The organism is Bartonella sp. AP11XZML, assembly GCF_042196445.1.
In the GTDB taxonomy this organism is placed as follows: Bacteria; Pseudomonadota; Alphaproteobacteria; order Rhizobiales; family Rhizobiaceae; genus Bartonella.
In genome coordinates this window covers 33,067-48,378 of record NZ_JBHIQF010000006.1, presented here as the reverse complement: position 1 = coordinate 48,378, position 15,312 = coordinate 33,067, and the positions used below count along the sequence as shown (strand labels likewise).

Genomic DNA, 15,312 nt, shown 5'->3' with positions numbered 1-15,312 from the left:
ACATAAAAACAACAAATTACCACGTATTCCTACCTAATCCCACCTTTTCCCACTTAGTATAAAACCTAGTGTCAAACTACAGCGATTTTTATGACTTTATCACGAATAGATTTAAAATGAGAGAATCTTACGATAGTGGAATTTCTTATTTAAATTTAAAAACAACTCTAAATTGTAAATAGATGAGTTATAATTATAAAATAAAATGTTGTATAAACGAAAAATAATACTCAATCTGTATCAGTGTCTTTTGTAATTAAAAAATTACCACGATCTTGTCCTTTAGAGCTCAGAGAAAATGTAAAAGGCCATGCAAGGCTGTTAGCAAGGCATTGAACATCTTTACATAAAGTGTCTGATCTATAATTTTTTCGTAATTGTGCCTGTAGTATCAATTCATTCTGCTTCCCTTGGGAAATAGCAGTTGCAATGGTTCCTTGAATGGATAAGCTCAAGTCTGCTGTACGCATTAATGACTCTGTTACCTTCATCATACCTTCTGAAAAGCTTGTCTGAATATCCCAGTGATCAAATGTTGTTGAGAGAGAATCATCATTTGTTAAAAGAAATTGTTGTTTATTTGAAAGTCTTGTTTGTAATTCATTCAGATCATACCCTAATAGCCGACCAGAAGACATCTTCAGTGTTAATTCACTCTGCATTTTCGTAAAAATTTCTGGCCAAGAATCAGCAAGTGTTCGTACCGTTGCAGTAAAATTCGTTTTGCTTTGTATAAATGGAATAAATCCCAAGATTTCTAAAGTCTCCTGCATATCAATAGAAGCACCTGAAATATTTCCTCCAATACGCACTTTCTGTCCAGCTGACGTAACTTCAATATTACTTTGCACAGATCCACCAAAAATATTCGCATGTCCAAGATCAAAAATACCATGCCCATCTCTTATTTGTATTGCAGCAGCTAAATTTGTGAGTGAAATATTTCCTATTTTAGCTTGTGGCGCAGAAAGTCGTATATCCACGCCAATACGATCAAAAGTTCTCATGTCAAAGCAGGCATTTTTCTTTTTACCTGAAAAAAACATTGAACCCAAGAGGCTAAGGTCTAGATTATCAAAGGCTAAAGAGCCCATGACATTTGGTACATAATCTTGAAAATCGAGTTTTAAAGCTCCTCGCGCATTGGCTTTCCCCATCGTAAATGTAACATTGTTCATTTGGATATGCACTGGCTGCGCTAAAAAATGAGATTCCCATACAATGGGTATTTTTAATTTATGTCCCCAAAACTGATTTCCACCAACCCAAGACAATGTCTGATTCCATCCAGGAGAACGCATTGACACTTTTCCGTCAAAAATATAATATTCAGATAATCGAGCCTTTCCTGTAAAAGTTATTCCCCCACGTACAGAATTGAGACTTGCCCTAATATGACTTTTGCCTCCAGCAAGAAGCAGCAATGCTTGAGAAGCATCAAGTGATAATTTTGTAAACTCTCCGCGCCAACGCGCATCTGCACGTAACCGTACTTCCTGAGTTGATTCCGGCCAATCTAAAGTTGCATTTAATCCTGTTATTTTGTCTGCTACTCCTGAAAAACTATCGTGATACACAAGAACACCATTTTTAATGACAATCCGTCCAAAAGGTTGTTTTAAAAGGTGCTCTATCTCTGGATGCTCAGGATTATGTTTTAATATTTCACGCGTATTACGTATTGCCACCCCTAATGCACCTTGTGAGCGAGAAAACCGATCAAAAAAATCTGCTATTGTTTTAACAGGCTTTTCCATAACAAATTGAGGACGCATAATCCGCGTCTCTGAAAAAGAAATATGTCCCCAAAGAAGATCGACGACAGAAAGATCAACTTCTATTGATTCAGCTTCCATTAATGGCGCAACATCATCCATTTTTGATGTTAAAGTAACGCCAGAAAGAAATGCTTTAGGATAAGGAAAAAGATGTAACCGCGGTGGATCACGCAATTGCACATTGTAACCCGTCCATGCACTTAAATCCTGCGCTAAACGAATACGAATCGCATCTGTAGAAATAAGATAAGGTAAAACGAGAATCCCCACTCCAAATAAAAAGATAATTGTAATAAAAACTCCGCTCAAAAATTTTATTATTCTGATGCGCACATTATCCCTCTATACTTATCCCCCTATAACAGATTAAAAACAAACTTAAATGATCATAAAAAGTTTTTATAATCCTATAATTCACTATATCCACTTTGTATCTTCATTATTTTTGTTCTTTATCCAAAATTTATTCAAACAGCAATGTTGCTGCTTCTTTATAAAGCAATTATTTAAAAGTCTTCAAAACTATAAATCCACAACATTATAAAACCATTCTTACTGTTCTCATATGAATATTGCTATAAAACTCTATCGTATTATTAGAAAATGCTTTACAAAAAAAACAAACAGCCTTACCGAAAGGATCTCTGAATGAATAATATTATCGACGGAAAAAAACTTGCTGAAGAGATTATTGTGAAAGTTAAGGCCGAAACAGCAAAGCTCCGCCATCACTATAATATACAACCTAGTATCGCTGTTATTATCGTTGGAGATGATCCTGCAAGTCAAGTATATGTCACCTCAAAAAATAAAAAGGCCGAAGAATGTGGGTTTCTTTCAATCAAACATGTCGTTTCCAAAGAAACGCAAGAAAAAGAACTCCTTCAACTTATTGCAACATTAAATTCTGATCCCAAAATTCATGGTATTTTGGTACAGCTGCCTCTCCCTGCTCATATGAATACAAATCGCATAACACAAGCCGTTGCTTTCCAAAAAGATGTTGATGGTTTTCATTATATTAATGTAGGAAAACTCGCGGCAAATGCACTTGAAGATGCAATTATTCCCTGCACTCCAGCTGGTGCCATGATGATGATTGAACAACACTGTGGACGAGATTTATCTGGACTTGATGCTGTCGTTGTTGGACGCTCTAATATTGTTGGAAAACCTATGGCTGCCCTTTTAACAGCAGCCAATGCCACTGTGACAATTGCCCATAGTCGTACCCGTGACCTTGATGATGTGTGTCGAAGCGCTGATATTCTAGTAGCAGCTGTAGGCCGCCCACAAATGATTAAAAAAGACTGGATAAAAGATGGTGCAATTGTTATTGATGTCGGTATTAACCGCGTTGCTGCACCAGAAAAAGGTATAGGGAAAACACGTCTTGTTGGTGATGTCGATTTTGAAAACGTAAAAGAAAAAGCTGCTGCGATCACCCCTGTTCCAGGAGGCGTTGGACCAATGACAATTGCCATGCTTATGGTTAATACACTCAAAGCCGCCGCGCGATCACACAATCTGCCAATACCAAAATTCTAAAAATTGTAACAATTCCTTGTATATATATGATTCAGCTTATTTATTTTTGCATTTTTCATGTCATAAAAACAGATGCCCCTTGATCTGCACGATTAACGGATTGACGAAAAACATGAAAAAGTTCGCGTCCAACACCATGTTCGTTTTTTGAAAGATCCGGAGATATGATTTTTCGCGCGTTAAATTTTGCTAAATCCTCCAAAAGGGTTAATTTACCCTCATGAGCATCAAGAAAAACAATATCACCATCCTGCAAACGTGCAATGGGGCCATTATCCACTGCTTCTGGTGTCACATGGAGAGCAGCAGGAATTTTTCCTGACGCTCCTGACATACGCCCATCGGTTATCAATGCTACCTTTTGACCGCGATCTTGTAAAACGCCTAAAATGGTCGTTAATTTATGAAGCTCTGGCATACCATTGGCTTTTGGTCCTTGATAGCGAATGACAGCGATAAAGTCTTTATTATGCAACACTCCAGATTTAAAAGATTTTTGTAGTTCCTCTTGATCATTAAAAACAAAGACTGGTGCTTTAATCTGCCAATACTCTGGTTTAACAGAGGAAACTTTTATAATAGCTGTTCCCAAATCTCCTGATAAAACACGAAGACCACCATCAAGCTGAAATGGCTTTCTCCACCCCGCTAATACCTTATGATCACCACTTTCCTTAAGAGCCGCTTCACGCACCACATGACCATCAGCAGAAAGCTTTGCTTCAATTGCATAAGCATTGAGATCTTTACCAAAAACCGTAGAAACATCTTCATGGACCAAGCCTGCCTCGATAAGCTCGCGAATAATAAATCCCATTCCCCCCGCAGCGTAAAAATGATTAATATCTGCTAAACCGTTAGGATAAATGCGCGCTAAAAGAGGCACAACGGATGAAATTTCTGCAATATCATGCCATGTCAATTTAATACCGCAAACAGCAGCCATAGCAATCAAATGAATCGCATGATTGGTAGAACCTCCTGTTGCATTTAATCCTACAATGGCATTCACAAAAGAACGCTCATCAATGATCATACCAAGTGGACTATAATGATCACCAAGATCTGTCATTTCAAGTACACGTTTCGTAGCTTCTTTTGTTAAAGCATCACGCAACGGTGTATTCGCATTAATAAAAGAAGCTCCCGGCATATGAAGCCCCATCATCTCCAGTATCACCTGATTAGAGTTAGCTGTTCCATAAAATGTACATGTTCCTGGCCCATGATAAGAACGTGCTTCCGATGCTAGAAGTGTTTGGCGATCTATTTTATTTTCCGCGTAAAGTTGACGTATCTTTGCTTTTTCATCATTACCTTGACCACTTGTCATAGGACCAGCAGCTATAAAAATTCCTGGTAAATGACCAAATGTTAGGGCACCAATCAATAAACCTGGTACAATTTTATCACACACACCAAGATACAATGCTGCATCAAAGACATCGTGTGATAAGCTTATAGCTGTCGCCATTGCAATTACTTCACGCGAAAAAAGGGAAAGCTCCATCCCCGCATTTCCCTGTGTAACACCATCGCACATCGCGGGAACACCACCTGCAACCTGTGCAACACCACCAACCATACGGGCCGACTCTTTAATTAAGTGAGGAAACTTTTCAAAAGGTTGATGCGCTGAAAGTATATCGTTATATGCCGTGATAATGCCAATATTCCCAACGATATTTCCCTTCAAACGCTCTTTATCTATTGCACCACAAGCAGCAAAGCCATGAGCCTGATTGGCACATCCTAAAAAACTCCGTTTGGGGCGATGAACTTGTGCTTTTGCAATACGATCTAAGTAAATTTCTCGTGTTGATCGAGAACGTTCATAAATCCTTCGTGTAACTGTGGCAATTGTCTTGGAAAGTGCCATATTTCTCTCCCCCTTTCATTGTTTTTTCCCCTCATTCATTGAGAGAGATTACGTTTTATTCACCTTGTGTCGCATATTTTGATTCACTTATTTCATTTTCTGCAGGCGACCAATAAACCTGAACGAGATGAGGGGAATTACGCAAAATTGCCCGAATAGGCATTTCTATTTCAGACCCGTCTTGACAAGCTTCCTCAAAACAATCGCGTTTCTGAAAACCCTCGAAATGGAGAATAATGCAACGAGATTGCATAATAACTGGCAAAGTTAGTGAGAGTCTTGGCTCAACAGCACTCTTAGCATGAAGGGGTAAAACAAGTGCTTGTGTTCGCAGATCAAGCGCTTGCTTTAAACGATCAGCATCAGGAAAAAAAGAAGCCGTATGTCCATCACCGCCCATTCCTAAAACAACAACATCAAAGGGTTTAGGCAAAGTATTAATACGATTTGCCGCTGAAAAAGCAGCAAGTTCAGCAGTAATTGCTTTATGATAAAGCCCTACAAAACGCGCTTTTTCGGCAAAATTTCGTAACAAATGACTCCGTACCATATATTCATTTGAACGTTCATCGTGTGTAGGGACAAAACGTTCATCGACCAAAGTGATAATGATATTTTGCCAATCAATATCCGCTTTTGACAAATAATGAAAAAACAATTCTGGTGTTTTACCACCAGACACCGCTAAAACTGCTCTCTTGCGCTCAAGAACAGATACACTAAGCTCTGCAGCTACTCGATCTGCTAATGCCAAAGCTAAAGTCTGAGGGGTTTCAAAATCTAAACGGTCAATATTCATTCTATACATACTTATTGCTCTAAACTAAATTGTTCCATATACGCCCATCACGTTCCATGAGAATCGTCGAAGCAGATGGCCCCCACGAACCAGCTTTATAACTGTGAACAGGCTGTTTTATTGCTTCCCATCCCTCTATGATTGGATCAATCCAACGCCAAGCAGCCTCAACTTCATCACGACGCATAAACAGTGTTTGATCTCCACGAATAACATCCATTAATAAACGTTCATAAGCATCAGGATTACGTTCAGAAAATGCAGAAGCAAAACTCATGTCTAATGGAATGTGACAAAACCGCATACCGCCATAACTTGGATCCTTAATCATCAACCATTGTTTTACACCTTCATCAGGTTGGAGACGAATTACAAGCCGATTAGAAAAAATTTCATCTAAATCCACATTAAAAATATTATGAGGAATAGGTTTAAAAACCACAACAATTTCAGACATTCGCGTGAACATGCGCTTACCTGTTCGTAAATAAAAAGGCGTATTGGCCCAACGCCAGTTATCAATCTTAACCTTAAGTGCTACAAATGTTTCACTCTTACTCACTCTTCCCAGATCATCAAAATAAGACTCTACCGATATACCATTTGATAGACCAGAAAGATACTGCCCACGTACAGTATGCTGCCTTACATTATGGACATCAAGCGGTGTTAAAGAATGTAAAACTTTAAGTTTTTCATCGCGCACAGCATTAGCACTGTTGGTAAATGGTATTTCCATCGCAACCAAACAAAGTAACTGTAGCATATGGTTTTGAACCATATCGCGTAGAGCACCAGTGCTTTCATAGTATTCTGTACGCCCCTCTAACCCTAAAGATTCAGCAACGGTTATTTGAACATGATCAATATAATTGGAGTTCCATAGCGGTTCATAAAGTGTATTAACAAACCGCAATGCCATTAAATTTTGAACAGTTTCCTTCCCAAGATAATGATCAATACGAAAGATCTGCTCTTCATTAAAGGCGCTTGCAAATACATCATTAAGTGAAACAGCTGTTTTTACATCGCAACCAATTGGTTTTTCAATGATAATCCGTGTTTGTGGTGTCACCAAATCATTTTTTCCCAACTTCATCGCAATATCAGCAAAAAGTGAAGAACCAACAGCCAAATAAAAAGCTCGAATATCCGCTGAATCTTGTGATAGAAGGAGGGCTAAATCCTCCCACCCTCGATTTGAGGTAACATCAACAGAAACGTAAGTTAAACGTGCAAGAAAACGATTGAGTTCTGTTGAATTGAGATCTTTTGGATGGATATGTTTTTCTAAAGAAATGCGGACAAAATTTTGATATTCTTCACAACTTAAGGAAGTGCGCGAAACCCCAATAATACGTGTTGGCTCACTGAATTGCCCTGCACACTGACAATGATACAAAGCCGGCAAAAGCTTGCGCAACGCCAGATCACCATTGCCACCAAAAACAATACAATCAAAGGAAGAAACTGGAATAATTTTACGCACCATGAACTTGTTTATTTTTCTATTCGATTATGAAATCCCATATCACTTATAAAAGCTTTCATCATTAAAGCAGACAGATACTAAATAAGCCATTAATTTTCTTCATTTCAAGCAATGTTTCCATTAAAGGCGATCCAATAAAGAAAACCAACACATTGCTAAAAATATAAGCGGATAACGCAAAACGCGTCCTCCCGGAAAAGATGAAATCTTTAAGTCTTGGAAATAGGAAAAACGTTCATATTTTCCAGTTAACCATTCTGCGTATAATTTTCCTACGAAAGGAGCCAGCATAACGCCATGCCCTGAATAACCACCACAATAAGTCATCCTTGAGAAAAGTTGGCGAACATAGGGCATGCGCTCAACTGTGATGGCAACCGTTGCTCCCCACCGATGGCTTAAATTGATAGAATGTAATTGAGGATAAATTTCAACAATTTGCCGTTTTATACGTTCATCTAAATTTAGAGGATGCTTATTATCATAACTTTCTACACCACCAAATAAGAGACGATTATCAATGCTTTTGCGAAAATAGCGAACCATAAAACGGGAATCATCAACCGATTCCCCCCCTATAAGAATTGAACTATGCTTTGGTAATGGGTCCGTTGCTCCAATATAAGAGCGAATAGAAACAATATTTTTTTCAATAAAACGCTCCAGACCAAGTTTATACCCATTTGTTGCAAGTAAAACATGCTCTGCTGTTACACTACCTTTTTCTGTTATTACTTTCCAATGTGCTCCCTTGCGCCTTATGGTCGTTACTTGTGACTTCTCATAAAGCTTAGCACCAGCATCTTGGGCTCTTTTTGCCAACCCAATAATCAATTTTAAAGGATTTATATGGCCGGTATCCGCATCATAAATACCACCACAATAAAAAGTTGATCCAAGTCGCTCAAATGTTTCAGCCTTATCCATAAAAGTAAGCGCGTGATAGCCATAACGCTGCATCGCCTCAATATGCCGTTGATAAGAGAGAAGCTCACGCCTTTTATGAGTTACAGAAAGCTGTCCTCCTATCAAATCACACGGACAATTAGGCATTGCGCATAAAGATAAAATATCTCTTTTAGCTTCTTCTGCCAAATCAAACAGAGCCTTACTTCGCTCAAAACCATACTTTTTTTCTAATGTTTCTACCCATTGCCGTTGCCCTGTTCCCAGCTGTCCACCATTGCGCCCTGAAGCGCCGTCACCAAAACGTGATGCTTCAAATAAAACAACATCTACTCCAGCTTTGGCTAAATGATAAGCAGCCGAAAGACCCGTAAATCCGCCTCCAATAATGACCACATCACACTGTCTGTTTTCACAAAAAGAAGGATACGATGGACGTTCTCTTAAAGCATCTTCATACCAAGAAATTCCTGGAGAAATTGAATTATAATCAATCATCGTCATAAAATTTAAACATTCAGCAGGAGATATTCACGCTCCCACGGACTGATTACTTCCATAAAAGTTTCAAACTCTTGTCGTTTGATTGCAGCATAAGTACTGACAAACACATCCCCTAAAATAGCACGTATCACTGTATCTTGTTCAAACAAATTGACTGCCTCAATGAGTCCACGCGGTAACTCAATATTATCAGCGTTTACATTATTTGTCGCTGGCTCATCCGGCTCAATTTTTTGTTGCAAACCAATAAGACCACACGCTAAAGAAGCCGCAAGAGCTAAATAAGGATTCGCATCTGATGAAGGAAGTCTATTCTCAACACGCCGCGCTTGAGGAGCAGAACGGGGAACTCGAAAAGCTGTAGTACGATTATCATATCCCCATCGCAAATTAACAGGAGCCGAATTATCAGGGACAAGACGTCGATAAGAATTCACGTAAGGCGCAAGCATCACAAGAACCCCTGGCATATGTTTTTGCAATCCACCAATAAAATGCCGAAAACTGACACTTTCTTCACCATTTTCCTGTGTAAAAATATTCATACCGGTTTTCTTATCAACAACCGATTGGTGAATATGCATAGCAGAACCCGGCTGCCCTTGAATGGGTTTTGCCATAAAAGTTGCATACATATTATGTTTTAGTGCTGCTTCACGAATTGTTCGTTTAAACATAAAAACTTGATCCGCTAACTCAATAGGATCACCATGACGTAAATTAATTTCAAACTGACCTGCTCCTTCTTCATGAATGAGGGTATCAATTTCCAATCCTTGTGCCTCTGAAAATTGATAAATATCATCAATCAAATCATCAAATTCATTAACACCAGCAATGGAATACCCCTGTCCACCACCAATTGAACGCCCAGAACGACCAACCGGTGGAACTAACGGATAATCAGGATCGGGATTTTTTTGTACCAAATAAAACTCAATTTCTGGTGAAACAACAGGGCTTAAACCCATTTTTGTGTAAAAGTGAACCACCGTTCGTAAAACATTGCGTGGTGTGTAATCTACAACCTGACCATTTTGATACACAAGATCACAAATCACCTGTGCCGTAGGAGCATCTTCCCATGGAACAATGCTTAACGTAGAAAGATCAGGCTCAAGGCGTAAATCACCATCTGCTTTAGGATATTCAAAACCATGACCATCTTCCGGATAATCCCCTGAAATTGTTGTCATAAAAACTGCTGAAGGCAATGCCAATGATGTTTCCGATGTAAATTTTTTAGAAAGCATCATCTTGCCCCGTGGTACCCCTGCTTGATCAGGCGTAATACATTCAATATCCTCTACCTTACGAAAAGAAAGCCATTGTGAAACCTGTTCCCAATTATTCACACCACGTAACCTTTTGAGAAAGCGAGAGACAGGTTTAAAATTCTTACTTTTCGTTTGTTTACCATTTTTTACATCCATAACATACCAACTTTAAAAACAATTAAGTCCTATTCTTATTGTATCAGCCCCTGCATGAACGACACGAAAAAAAATTTATCAACTGATATTTTTGAAGAATACTATAAGATCCATCAAGGTAAAAGAACTTTGCGCTCAAAAAGCTATCCTATCACCATAGTGAAAAAATTGATATTGCACGCGATACATCGGTGCGAACCTTCTCCTTATATAAAACAGCGAGAAATACCATATTGTACGTAACCTAATTCCGATTCAAATAATCATATATAAGCAAACATTGGCGAGAATAATAAAGGCGAGATATTTAATTTCCTTTTGGTTGTAGCAATGCTTAATTAAAAGAAAAGAAACTTTTCTTTTAATATGAAGCAAGTTTTGTAACTCTATTGTTATCCACATAGAAGTAAACACCCTAGGATGGTGAGTAGCCTTTACAGCTGTGCTTACAAATACTCACCCCGCCGTAATATGCGTAAATGTATTTTCAGGATAAGACATACGCTCAGCATTTCCGACATGAAACTTAACCATCGTCTGCATAACAGAGCTATCAACCTTGTTCTGAGCGGATGGTACAGACTCTGCACTTATATCAATTCCCACCGCTTGACATTACACTTCGCACACAATATTTAGAGCTGAGAATCTAGTAGAGCATACCAAATCCAATAGATAGGATTTTTTGCTAATTGCGCCATGCGGGATCCAACATCTGATAGTCTCCAGCCCACTAGGAGGTGTGTTATTTATATCTAAAAAGCCAAAAAATCAGGATATGAGAACATAATAATATCAATTTCCTTTTAACTAACGTCCTTTATCGTCGATCTTCCACCATCGTAAAATCTATTTTGTATCAGTTGCTTTCACATACTTTGACTTATGACCTAGTGATACTGTGCAGATTGAGTACACATCCCCAGAGCCCAGATTGTAATTAAGTTCGTACCATTCTGCTCTTTTATAGAAAATAAATAACCATAATCTTCAGATATAATACGCCTAGGTTCAATAATTACCGTAAGCTTATGTAAACCACAACCCAATTGTGATAATGCCTCATAAATTTTACGAGGGTATTCGTCATTGATCGTCATGGCATCGCAGAACGCTGTGGAAGTCAGATATCTCTCGCCCTAGACTGATAAAACTTTTTTGATCCTTCAATGCGTAAATATCCTTTCCAGCCTTAGTTAAGGTGGATACTATTAACTCAGTTGAATTCAAATTAGAGCCCATATGCAAAGGCACCCCATTAAGCCTAATCCTATTGGATTCTAGCAAAGATAATGCGGCACGTAACTTCGCCGCAGTCATACCAAAACGCGATCTATCCCCGTTTGCCAGTACATGGCACAATATCAATGAGATTTTAGGTAATATGTCAAAATGGCGGGTAAGAGCGATGATATCATGTAATTCGATAATATTATCACACTGGACATTTATATGTTTTCTAATAGATAATTCTATCTCTTCTCGAAGTTTTACAGGGATATTAAAAAATGTATCTCTACCTTTAAAACCATCTTTTTGCGCTAATGATATTTCATAACCAGACGTAAATTCCAAGTCCCAACAACATAACAATTATGCCCCGCACGTCCATTAAAATACCCTGCTTTTTCTCTCTCTAGGCATTCATAGCACGACCAAGTCAAACAGGATATCAATTACAATATCAGACCATAAGGCTGCAAGAGAAAGTTTTTTTATATTTTTATCTTTACATTGCCTCTTAAACAAGCTAGCCCGTTCATATAAGAAGTTATATGTATAATACATATAACTTCTACAAAAGGAGGATTCATTATGTTCCGTGAAAATCTTTGGTAATACACTCGGGTGATTGGGTCACCAGTCGCCCGTCAATAATATAGTGCGAGTTAAGAAATTGGGGGAGGTAAGTTATGCAACTCGTGGATCATCCTTTTGTGAAGTTCGATCAACTCAAGCCGATTTACAACTTCACATATCCGTTATTTCGCACTATTTCAAATGAATTTTACGATTACCTAGACTTTAATAAACTAGCGCACAGTAAGCAGATTCCACAAGCGCGTACCATTTCTCTTTATTTGCATATTCCCTTTTGCGAAACCATCTGTTCCTTCTGTCCCTTTCAGAAAGGGGCCTACAAGCACGTTAAACAAATCGAATCTTATATTTCAGCGCTTACCACAGAGATCAGAAACAAAGGAAATTTCATTCGCTCGCTTAGAGGGGCCATCCGCAGCATCTATATAGGGGGCGGCACACCGTCGCTTTTGTCCGCAGATAATATCCGACACATCGGAAAAGTATTACATGCCGAATTTGAGCTCTCTTCCTTAGCCGAATTTACACTGGAAAGCGAACCGACGAGCGTCACACGTGATAAACTTTATGCTGCCCGTGAGATCGGCGTTAACCGGATCAGCTTCGGTATACAGAGTTTCATTGAGCGTTTCCGATCATTGTTTAACCTCATCTCGACACGTGAACAAATCAACAATACCGTGGCTTGGTCACAAGAGATCATTGGACATGTCGGTTTCGACCTACTATATGGCATGCACAGCCAGCAAGCCGAAGAACTATTATACGATTTGAAGCAAGCCAGCGAGCTTCACCCTGAAACCATCAACCTCTATGCAATCAACAATCTGGCTATCACGTCGCAACTGCATAAGTCTTACGCACAAAAAGGGCTAAAGCCATCCAGCCCACAGCATCGACAGATGCTTCGATTATTTAGCGATATCGTTATGCGCAGCTGCGGCTATGCGCCGTGTAATGGGCATTCCTATATCAAAATTGCCAACAACACTCCTCTAACGCTCGCTAAAACGAGTTCAGCTAATTATTTCCGCTATCACAAATATTTGCATGGTTATCATGACGATTATGTGGTTGGCTTCGGGGCGTCAGCAATGTCGATTCTCGGCTCACTCGTCACACGAGCCAATCCCAGTCGAAGCGGATACATTACCGACATACAACTTAAAGGCAAATCCAAAGTATACTACAATTGGGTATCAGCGGAGCAACAAGCCTCCAAGGCTTTGTGTATGCGGCTACCTTATAACGGTATGCCAAAAAAGAAAGAATTGACTGGACCGCACTTCCCTCTTTCGTATACAATAACCTACAACAGCTCATAAGTGCAGGTCTCATCGCAGAAAGTAATAACGATCTCCAGCTGACTCAGCGTGGTTGGCAATGGTATTCCAACCTTATGTATTTTCTTCTACCTCAGGAAGACAGAAATATCTTGGACGACTATGTCGCAAACATGCTAAATACAACCGCCGTACTTGATGGAACAGCGGAAACCTGTGTGGTATCTTAAGGAGAACAGAATGTTCACTCTTTTTGCCAATAAGAACATACGCTATTTTTGCCTAACCGTTAGTCTTCTCGCCTTACTCAGCGGTGCTTTGCGCACTGCCATACCGCTATTAGCAAGACAATCTGGATATGGCGTAGTCGGAGTAAGTTGGGCGCAAGGTCTCTTCTCATTAGCGTGGCCAATTTTCGGCATCCTTGCAGGCGCTTTACTTGATCGCTGCGACAAAATAAAACTTGCCACCTCGGCTCTCCTCATCTTCATGCTACTGCATATTGTACTGTTCGTACTGCTCATGATACAGATTGCTCCAGCCGAACAAATTTTCTTCTATGCAACCATTGCTGGATTCATCGTCGTTTCTGCCGAAGCTTATATAATGACGATTCCACCACTTATCATGGAGGGAGAGCGATTGATGACCTTCTACTCAATTGTCTTGTTTTTAGATTTCGGGGTCTCCTATTTTCTTGCCCCTGTCATAACAAGCAGCATTTTAGCGCATAGCACACTGCTATTTCTCGGCCTGTTAATCGTGCTTTTTATCACATTGATTTTTACCGCTCGCCATGCTGTTCCGACATCGCCAACACCTGATAAAGAAAACATCACTTTCCGTTATATCATTGCCGGCTTTCGTTTCATTTTTTCAAATCGGCATCTTACCTCCCTTACATTACTCACATTCTTTCTATCGGTGGTATTTGGAGCATTCCTAACCTCATTCATCTTCTTCGTTACCGACAGTCGGTATCTGGGCCTACATAGCAGCCAATATGGCGTGATGTTTGCAGCCTACGCGCTTGGAACAATGGCAGGTGCCCTATTTGCACCGCGTATACGCTATGCACCGGTGCGCCTAGCTGTTCTCACTGACGGTTTAGGAACTGTTGTCTTGCTTTTGATTCCAGCCTTTTCAAAAAGTGCTGTCGTCGTATGGGGCGTCACCTTTATCGCTGGCATTGGAGCAAGCTTATGGTTTATTGGTGTTACCGCCTTCAGGCAGCGCCTCACACCAAAGCAACTTCTCGGGCGAGCTAATTCTGCTTTTCGAGTGATAGGCTATGCTGGAACGCCGGTCGGAAGCTTTTTGGTCGGCGTCCTTGGTTCTTTTATATCATTGCAGTTTGCTGCCACCTTTATCGCTGGGCTCCTATTGGTGGCTATCGCGATAACGCTTCCATTTCTTTGGCAGGCTGATCATATAAACACACCCAATCCTGCCACGAGGTAACAGCTGCTTTTTAAAAAAGACACGGTCAAAAAAGGCACACATACCCTATTACGCAATCAATTGATCTATTCTTTGGACGAGAAAATTATCACCATAATGGCTGATAGAGCCAGCGGCACTATAGAAGCAGCCAAACAAACGCTAAAGACAAAACAGCCCCTTTACGTTGCATTGGGCGATGATCCAACGCCTATATGAAGGATGCAGAGAGCTTATAGCGTACGAAGTGCAATTCTTAACTAAAAACTCCGCCCTAGCAATGCCTACTTATACTCCAGTTAATCCGTCACCCGTTGGACATCAAATGCCTCACCCCTTTACTGCTCCTCAAAATACATTTTGCTGCACTTACGCGCCGTATTCTTCCTTTGTAATTAGCCGTATTCTTCCTTTGTAATTAAAAGAGCA

General features: G+C 39.7%; 11 protein-coding genes. 3 read left to right on the top strand and 8 right to left on the bottom strand.

What is annotated here, in order from left to right:
• Positions 1–230 precede the first annotated feature (230 nt).
• On the bottom strand, positions 231–2,111 hold the full coding sequence (locus tag ACFIMG_RS00405) for an AsmA family protein (protein ID WP_375679284.1): 1,881 nt from the start codon (positions 2,109–2,111) through the stop codon (positions 231–233).
• A gap of 315 nt (positions 2,112–2,426) precedes the next feature.
• On the opposite strand from ACFIMG_RS00405, the gene folD reads away from it, so the two are divergent.
• Positions 2,427–3,326 carry a bifunctional methylenetetrahydrofolate dehydrogenase/methenyltetrahydrofolate cyclohydrolase FolD gene (gene folD, locus ACFIMG_RS00400; protein ID WP_375629801.1) on the top strand — a complete coding sequence of 300 codons (900 nt, stop codon included), beginning with the start codon at positions 2,427–2,429 and terminating at the stop codon, positions 3,324–3,326.
• Positions 3,327–3,381: 55 nt separating this feature from the next.
• On the opposite strand, the gene edd is transcribed toward folD, so the two are convergent.
• From edd to ACFIMG_RS00365, 7 genes are all read right to left on the bottom strand, one after another.
• Positions 3,382–5,205 carry a phosphogluconate dehydratase gene (gene edd / locus ACFIMG_RS00395; RefSeq protein WP_375612072.1) on the bottom strand — a complete coding sequence of 608 codons (1,824 nt, stop codon included), beginning with the start codon at positions 5,203–5,205 and terminating at the stop codon, positions 3,382–3,384.
• A gap of 55 nt (positions 5,206–5,260) precedes the next feature.
• Complete coding sequence (gene pgl, locus ACFIMG_RS00390; RefSeq protein ID WP_375679283.1) at positions 5,261–6,013, bottom strand: 6-phosphogluconolactonase; 753 nt, start codon at positions 6,011–6,013, stop codon at positions 5,261–5,263.
• A 10-nt stretch (positions 6,014–6,023) separates the two neighbouring features.
• Positions 6,024–7,496, bottom strand: coding sequence for a glucose-6-phosphate dehydrogenase (gene zwf, locus ACFIMG_RS00385; RefSeq protein ID WP_375679282.1), 1,473 nt, complete (start codon positions 7,494–7,496; stop codon positions 6,024–6,026).
• A gap of 120 nt (positions 7,497–7,616) precedes the next feature.
• Positions 7,617–8,900: an NAD(P)/FAD-dependent oxidoreductase gene (locus tag ACFIMG_RS00380; RefSeq protein ID WP_375679285.1), complete on the bottom strand. Its 1,284-nt coding sequence runs from the start codon at positions 8,898–8,900 to the stop codon at positions 7,617–7,619.
• 11 nt (positions 8,901–8,911) lie between these two features.
• Positions 8,912–10,339: a glutamine synthetase family protein gene (locus ACFIMG_RS00375; protein WP_375679281.1), complete on the bottom strand. Its 1,428-nt coding sequence runs from the start codon at positions 10,337–10,339 to the stop codon at positions 8,912–8,914.
• Between the two features lie 456 nt (positions 10,340–10,795).
• Entirely contained in the window at positions 10,796–10,945 is a 150-nt protein-coding gene (locus ACFIMG_RS00370; RefSeq protein ID WP_375679280.1) for a class I SAM-dependent methyltransferase, read from the bottom strand.
• Between the two features lie 480 nt (positions 10,946–11,425).
• Positions 11,426–11,914, bottom strand: coding sequence for a hypothetical protein (locus ACFIMG_RS00365; protein WP_375679279.1), 489 nt, complete (start codon positions 11,912–11,914; stop codon positions 11,426–11,428).
• A gap of 338 nt (positions 11,915–12,252) precedes the next feature.
• Between ACFIMG_RS00365 and ACFIMG_RS00360 the strand changes: the two genes are divergently transcribed.
• Both ACFIMG_RS00360 and ACFIMG_RS00355 read left to right on the top strand, forming a co-directional pair.
• Complete coding sequence (locus tag ACFIMG_RS00360) at positions 12,253–13,485, top strand: coproporphyrinogen-III oxidase family protein (protein WP_375679278.1); 1,233 nt, start codon at positions 12,253–12,255, stop codon at positions 13,483–13,485.
• A 198-nt stretch (positions 13,486–13,683) separates the two neighbouring features.
• The gene (locus ACFIMG_RS00355; RefSeq protein WP_375679277.1) at positions 13,684–14,904 is read left to right on the top strand and encodes an MFS transporter; all 1,221 of its coding nucleotides are present in this window, start codon (positions 13,684–13,686) and stop codon (positions 14,902–14,904) included.
• The last annotated feature ends 408 nt before the right edge of the window (positions 14,905–15,312 follow it).